The sequence below is a fragment of the Mucilaginibacter polytrichastri genome, assembly GCF_001911425.1.
Taxonomy (GTDB): Bacteria; Bacteroidota; Bacteroidia; order Sphingobacteriales; family Sphingobacteriaceae; genus Mucilaginibacter; species Mucilaginibacter polytrichastri.
Genome location: NZ_MPPL01000001.1, coordinates 4918817 through 4925117, shown reverse-complemented (window position 1 = coordinate 4925117; position 6301 = coordinate 4918817). Strand labels below are relative to the sequence as shown.

The window sequence follows — 6301 nt, the reverse complement described above, 5'->3', positions numbered from 1 at the left end:
AACAAATCAATATTTGATACACTAATTAACAAATGCGCCTTACAAAACAATACTCCTGTCTTTTCATAGGCTATTACTCTCTTTGGGAGGGTTAGGGAGGGCATATGAGTGACCCCTCCCTGCCATAACACAAGCCGCCGCACCCCTCCCCAAGGAGGGAATTGTAAAGGTTAAGCCTTCACCTTTTTGTACCTGTATTTTCCTTTGATGCTGTAATTAAGGTATTGGCCTTTAGAGTCGGCAGCCATCATTTCATCATAGACCTGTTGCGGTACAGCCAAATAATCGTACACTTTTCCAGATGTGTAGGTAATCCTTAATACTTTCCGCTTTGGGTCATATTCCGTATTGGCAACAACAGATGATGGCATAAAATAATAATGCCAAAATAGAAGAAGTGTTTTAATGGAAATTAAACCCCAATGGCATAAGCCACATAATGGCCATGATGAGCAAACGAAACCTTAAGATCTGTTTGATTTTGCCCATCTAAGATAACCGGGTAGCCAACCAGGCTTTTATTGATAGTGAAATCGGCCTTATTGGGGAAACGCTCGTTAAGCCTTTGCAGCAAAAATGCTCTTACAGCGGCAGATTGAGAAGCAGCGTCTGATGAATGAATTTTTTTGATTCCCCATTGTATGTGTTCCAGATGGGGTTTGTCTCCGGTAAATGTGGCAATCAGGTCATTAAAAATACAGGAACGGGAATAATAGACGTTGCCTTTGTGGTTAATCTCTAAATTAAAAGTGGAAACGGAGGCAAAACCTATTTCCTCCAAAGTGCTATTCTGAAAATCCTCTAATTCTGAAAATTCTGGTTCAAAGATTGATTGAATAACAATCCGTGCAGGAGAAAAAACTAGATCGGGGTCATTCCGTTTGGCAAACTTATAAACTGATTCTTTAGCCGACCACAAAAGCCATACGAAAATTTCGAATGGCAGTTGCTTTGCGGATGATGACCGGCTATAAAGTTGTTGTTCTTTATCGGAAAGTATTTTGGAGTAAAATGCTTTTTGCTGGGTGCGATGTCTGTCAATCGCGGTAAGGTCTACAATATCGTTGCCGATACTGATCATACCTGACCCTGACCCATTTTTTCGGATATTACATCAATGCAGCTGCCCACATTGGTCATACGGTCGGCCGAATCATAGTCTATCTCAATGTTATATTTCGATTCGGCATCAATGATAATATCAACAAGGTTAGCAGAATTTATCTTCAGGTCTTTAATCAGGTCTGTGTTCTCATCCACTTTTGCAAGTGCTTCTTTATCTGCCGTGTAAGGCGCAAGTACCTTTTTTAATTCGTCTAAAATTTCTTGTCTGGTCATTAGTTATTAATTTTTGAAAATATTAAACAGCTGTTAACATCGCCAAAACCAAAGTTAGCTTTTGCAACAATATTAACATCAGTTTTAATTATAGTAGTAGGTAAACAATTATTACCGATAATGTTTGTTATTTCGGGGTTTGGGTCTTCTAAATTGATGTTTGGATGCACAAACCCATGCTCCATCTGCAATATAGCAGCAACAGACTCGATAGACCCAGCCGCGCTTAAGCTATGGCCGATCATCGATTTCATCGAATTTACGAAAGGAAAATCATCCCCGGCACGTTTTAATGCAGTACTCCAGTTCTGAATTTCAAACTTATCTGCCAAAGTAGCTGTCAGGTGTCCGCTGATAAGATCGATCTGCTCCGGTTTAATGCCTGCCAAACGTATCGATTCTTCAATACATCTGATAACTCCTGCCGGTGCGGGGGCAGTCATAGAGCCGCCACCGCGTTGCCCACCACTATTGGTCGATCCACCTAAAACTTCGGCGTAAATTTTAGCACCCCGCGCTATTGCATAATCCAGATCTTCCAACACTAAAGCTGCCGAACCAGAACCCGGAATAAAGCCACCTGCGGTTACGCTCATTGGCCGCGATGCACGTTCGGGCTGGTCATTAAACTTGCGCGATAATACCCGCATAGAGTCAAATGCGCCGAAAACATAAGTATCCACGTGCTCGGTACTGCCAACCAGCATGCGTTTAGCATAGCCATGTTTAATGTACTCATAACCCATTAATATAGCCTGTGTACCTGTTGCACAAGCGGCCGAGTTGGTAATTACTTTATTACCCAAGCCCAAACGGCCAGAGATATACGAGGTTACGCCGCTGTTCATGGCTTGTTCTACCACGCGCGAGCCTAACTTTTTAACTTCTTTATTATCAACGCGGCTAATCACGTTTTTCATAGCCTCGGTATCTGCAATGCTGTTACCGAAAATACAGCCGGTGTCCCAATCGGTTTCATCGCTTTCTATCGCGTTACCGGCGTCTGTCCAGGCGTCCAGTGCAGCCTGTAGGCCGTAACCAATACCACGGGCCTTTAATCCATAAAAGCTGACTTCAGAAATGTAATTTTTTAAGCCTTCCCAATCAAAAAGCGGCATGCCTGCTACCTGGCAGCTAAACTTTAGTTCCTCATACATGGGCATAAATCGGATACCCGAAACACCATTCTGTATAGCGTTTAAAAAGTCGGGAATGCCAACACCATTTGGAGAAACTACCCCCAGGCCTGTAACTACAACGCGTTTGCTCATTTCTTGAAACCGGCGTTTTTAATTATCCCAGAAAACATGCCCTTGGCAATCAGTTCATTATTGGTATCTAACATTTCTACATAGCACTTGAGCTTGCCGAAACGGAAGTATTGCTTTTGCGATTTCACAATAACCCTTTGCCCCGGCAGCACCATTTTATAAAACGAAACATCTGTTGAGGTAAGCAGGGGGAACATTAACTCATCTTCTGTAAAATTAACATCACTTTCGTGTAATATCAAGAAAATTCCTAAAACTACCAACCCAATCTGCGCCATAATCTCAGTTACGATTACGCCTGGTGTAACCGGGTTGCCTGCAAAATGGTCTTCGTAAAAAAAGGCATCTTCTTTTAATGTGTATTCGCCCACAACACCATCTGTATCTAACGACGAAATATGATCTACAAACCTAAAAGATGATTTATAAGGTAAAAGGTTTAATATGTTTTTGTACATAACGCAAAAAATCTTTAACTACCGGCAATGTTCGCCGCCATCAACATGTATTACCGAACCGTTTATCCAATTGGCTTCATCGGTACAAAGCAGGTACACAACCCCGGCAACATCGCCAGGTTGGGTAATGCGGCCATAGGGGTTACGGCTGGTTGCCATTTCGATCAATTGATCGTGCCCCGGTATTTTCCGCAAAGAAAAGGTATCGGTAATACCCGCCTGTATAATATTGGTGTTAATACTGTATTTACTATACTCAACTGCCATGTAGGTACAAAGGCTTTCTAACGATGCCTTGGCCATAGATACGGCCGCATAACCATCCCAGTATTTGTGCGAACCTTCGCTGGTTAAACCAATAATGCGCGCACGGTCACAAAATAAATTAGACTTAATGAGCAGGTTTGCCCAGTCTAATAAACTGTTAGACATGGCGTAGGTAGTCAGTTGGATATCTTCGGCAGTTAAAGTGCCATATGCTTCGGCTTCGGGTGTATCAGCGGTTAGGGGTTTTAAGTTTCCACGGGCAATAGCATGCAGCAATACTTTAACACAATGTTTATTAGTAACAGCGGCTGTAAACTGCTGTAAAAAGCTATCCCTGCCAGCCTCATTAAGTGCGTTGATATTATATGCAAGTACCTCTACATCGTTAATTGATGCAATGGCTATAAATTTTTCGCGTATCAGTTTATCGGCAGTGGCCATTTCGCGGTATACCACGGCAATGTTCATGCCTTGAGAAGCCAACTTTTCGGCAGCCGCCAGCCCAAAGCCGCCCGACCCTCCTAAAATTACTGCCCATAAACCTTTAAATTGTAAAGTTTTATCCACCCCTTATTGTTTTATACCCTGTTGCAAGCTAACCCCTTAATTTTAGCCTGCTGTTTGGCTAACAAGTAATTATAAAAAATAATAACCTCAAAGTAACTGAAAGTAATTGGATTTCCCTAGGATAGAATCGAGAATCGAGAGCTAAGAATCGAGATATGCCATAAATTTTGTCATTGCGAGAAGGAACGACGTGGCAATCTCGTTGCAGCCCCCTCTAAATCTCCCCCGGTTGGGGAGACTTCTCTTTAGCCCTCCCTTCCGGGGAGGGTTGGGAGGGGCTGTTTATTTCAACTTTTCATTATTCTTATGCCTGTCGGCATCGCGGATACTTTTCTTAACCAGGTTTTTTTCCAAAGCTTCAGTTAAATCAATACCGGTTTGGTTGGCAAGGCAAATCAATACAAACAGCACATCGGCCATTTCATCGGCCAGGTTAACTTCCGTATCAGATTTTTTGAAAGATTGCTCGCCGTATTGCCGCGCCATTATGCGGGCCACTTCGCCAACTTCTTCCATTAAGATGGCGGTGTTCGTGAGTTCGTTAAAGTAACGGATACCTGTTGTGTTGATCCATTTATCAACGAGTTGTTGAGCTTCTGAGATTTGCATAATGTAAAAGTATTAAATCAATTCGTCATGCCGAACTTGTTTCGGCATCCCACAGGACAGGTTTTACAGACTTTGCTTTACGCATACTTAGCACGTGGGGTGCCGAAACAAGTTCGGCATGACGGGGAGGAAAGGTGTACTAATTAAAAATTCTCCTTATCCTTTGTATCCATCACAATAGTAACCGGCCCATCGTTAATTAAAGCCACTTTCATATCCGCGCCAAAAATGCCAGTGGCTATCTTTTTGCCTAAAAGAGATTCCAGCATTACGATCATCTCCTCATACAGTGGAATGGCAATAGTTGGTTTTGCTGCGCGGATGAATGAAGGGCGGTTTCCCTTTTTAGTTTGGGCATACAGCGTAAATTGGGAAATAAGGAGGATACTGCCATTAACATCGGCCAATGATTTATTCATCAATCCGTTCTCGTCGCCAAATACACGTATGTTTATGATCTTTTGGGCCAGCCATTGCAGGTCTTCGGTATTGTCGGTTTCCTCAATACCTAATAAGATCATCAACCCAGTTTGTATTTCGCCTGTTATTTGGCCTTCAACAGTGCATGATGCCTGGGATACTCTTTGAATTACTGCGCGCATGATCAAAAATAGAGACAAGGAATGAGAAAGAAGATAAATTTTGATAATTGCATTTCCCGTAGAGGCACAATACTTTGTGTCTCGTATAAAGGTGATTTTGAATGTTCTTTTTCGATTTGTAGGGCGGGAGACACAAGGTGTTGTGTCTCTACGGTTGATAGGGTCTTACCTCTTGCTTCTGCGCCTAAGCTCGTGTATCATTACCATGATAAATGCTCAGGTAACTTTCATAACGCGATGGCTCGATTTCACCATTTTCCAAAGCAACCAATACGGCGCAGCCGGGCTCATTAATATGGCGGCAATTGTTAAAGCGGCAATCATGCATACGGTCGCGCATTTCTGGGAAGAAATGGCCGAGCTCTTGAGGTTCGATATCTATAACACCCAATTCGCGGATGCCGGGGGTATCTATAATAAAGCCACCTTCGGGCAGTTCAAACATTTCGGCAAAGGTGGTGGTGTGGGTTCCCTTATCGCTCCATTCCGAAACATGGCTGGTACGAAGCGCCAATTCGGGCAGTATGGCATTCATCAAACTCGATTTACCTACACCGGAGTGACCGGTAAATAAGGTGATGCGGTCTTTTAGCTGAGACTGGAGTTCGGGGATATTGGTACCTTCAATAGCCGAAACCTGGAAGCAGGGATAACCGATGTTTTCGTAAACTTCCTTGTATTCGTCCAATATCTTCAGCCCTTCGTCGCTAAACAAGTCCAGCTTGTTGAATACCAGGCGAGCAGGGATGTCATAAGCTTCGGCAGTAACTAAAAAGCGATCTATAAAGCCTAAAGAGGTACGGGGCGAAGCCAGCGTTACCACTAATATGGCCTGATCTAAATTTGCGGCGATGATCTGCGCCTGTTTAGACAGGTTGATGGATTTACGGATGATGTAATTTTTACGGTCGTACAGTTTGGTGATTACGCCCGTGGCCTGGTCTGGTTCCTCTTCAAACTCCACCTGGTCGCCAACGGCAATGGGGTTGGTGGTGGTAATGCCGTGCATGCGGAACTTGCCTTTAATGCGGCAATCAACCACATCACCTTCTGGTGTTTGTACCTGGTACCAGCTCCCGGTTGATTTTGTAACAAGCCCCTGCATATCCCGCCAAAATTACGAAACTATGCTGCCCGAAAAAATAAAAACGCTTTATCTTGCATATTTTAAAATTATACGCTTAATTTA

9 protein-coding genes are annotated in these 6301 nt (G+C 43.2%); all 9 read right to left on the bottom strand.

The genetic code is table 11. The features are described from left to right. Window positions 1-170: 170 nt before the first annotated feature. Window positions 171-371: a KTSC domain-containing protein gene (locus RG47T_RS21185; protein WP_074491488.1), complete on the bottom strand. Its 201-nt coding sequence runs from the start codon at window positions 369-371 to the stop codon at window positions 171-173. Window positions 372-412: 41 nt separating this feature from the next. Then, complete coding sequence (locus RG47T_RS21180; protein ID WP_074491486.1) at window positions 413-1081, bottom strand: 4'-phosphopantetheinyl transferase family protein; 669 nt, start codon at window positions 1079-1081, stop codon at window positions 413-415. Continuing rightward, window positions 1078-1338, bottom strand: a complete 261-nt coding sequence (locus tag RG47T_RS21175; protein ID WP_074491485.1) for an acyl carrier protein — start codon at window positions 1336-1338, stop codon at window positions 1078-1080. Before RG47T_RS21175 ends, RG47T_RS21180 begins: the two co-directional genes overlap by 4 nt. Continuing rightward, window positions 1338-2609, bottom strand: coding sequence for a beta-ketoacyl-[acyl-carrier-protein] synthase family protein (locus RG47T_RS21170; RefSeq protein WP_074491483.1), 1272 nt, complete (start codon window positions 2607-2609; stop codon window positions 1338-1340). The genes RG47T_RS21175 and RG47T_RS21170 overlap by 1 nt, the downstream gene beginning before the upstream one ends. Next, the gene (locus RG47T_RS21165) at window positions 2606-3067 is read right to left on the bottom strand and encodes a 3-hydroxyacyl-ACP dehydratase FabZ family protein (protein ID WP_074491481.1); all 462 of its coding nucleotides are present in this window, start codon (window positions 3065-3067) and stop codon (window positions 2606-2608) included. The genes RG47T_RS21170 and RG47T_RS21165 overlap by 4 nt, the downstream gene beginning before the upstream one ends. Before the next feature lie 18 nt (window positions 3068-3085). Then, window positions 3086-3901, bottom strand: coding sequence for an SDR family oxidoreductase (locus tag RG47T_RS21160; protein ID WP_074491480.1), 816 nt, complete (start codon window positions 3899-3901; stop codon window positions 3086-3088). Window positions 3902-4183: 282 nt separating this feature from the next. After that, window positions 4184-4510, bottom strand: coding sequence for a nucleotide pyrophosphohydrolase (locus tag RG47T_RS21155; RefSeq protein ID WP_074491478.1), 327 nt, complete (start codon window positions 4508-4510; stop codon window positions 4184-4186). A gap of 143 nt (window positions 4511-4653) precedes the next feature. Continuing rightward, on the bottom strand, window positions 4654-5112 hold the full coding sequence (gene dtd, locus RG47T_RS21150; RefSeq protein ID WP_074491476.1) for a D-aminoacyl-tRNA deacylase: 459 nt from the start codon (window positions 5110-5112) through the stop codon (window positions 4654-4656). Between the two features lie 184 nt (window positions 5113-5296). Beyond that, on the bottom strand, window positions 5297-6217 hold the full coding sequence (rsgA, locus tag RG47T_RS21145) for a ribosome small subunit-dependent GTPase A (protein WP_074491475.1): 921 nt from the start codon (window positions 6215-6217) through the stop codon (window positions 5297-5299). Window positions 6218-6301: the final 84 nt, after the last annotated feature.

Bases quoted from the DNA above. Each gene is read 5' to 3' on its own strand.
- RG47T_RS21185 (WP_074491488.1), bottom strand. From the start codon at position 371: ATGCCATCATCTGTTGTTGCCAATACGGAATATGACCCAAAGCGGAAA.
- RG47T_RS21180 (WP_074491486.1), bottom strand. From the start codon at position 1,081: ATGATCAGTATCGGCAACGATATTGTAGACCTTACCGCGATTGACAGA.
- RG47T_RS21175 (WP_074491485.1), bottom strand. From the start codon at position 1,338: ATGACCAGACAAGAAATTTTAGACGAATTAAAAAAGGTACTTGCGCCT.
- RG47T_RS21170 (WP_074491483.1), bottom strand. From the start codon at position 2,609: ATGAGCAAACGCGTTGTAGTTACAGGCCTGGGGGTAGTTTCTCCAAAT.
- RG47T_RS21165 (WP_074491481.1), bottom strand. From the start codon at position 3,067: ATGTACAAAAACATATTAAACCTTTTACCTTATAAATCATCTTTTAGG.
- RG47T_RS21155 (WP_074491478.1), bottom strand. From the start codon at position 4,510: ATGCAAATCTCAGAAGCTCAACAACTCGTTGATAAATGGATCAACACA.
- dtd (WP_074491476.1), bottom strand. From the start codon at position 5,112: ATGCGCGCAGTAATTCAAAGAGTATCCCAGGCATCATGCACTGTTGAA.
- rsgA (WP_074491475.1), bottom strand. From the start codon at position 6,217: ATGCAGGGGCTTGTTACAAAATCAACCGGGAGCTGGTACCAGGTACAA.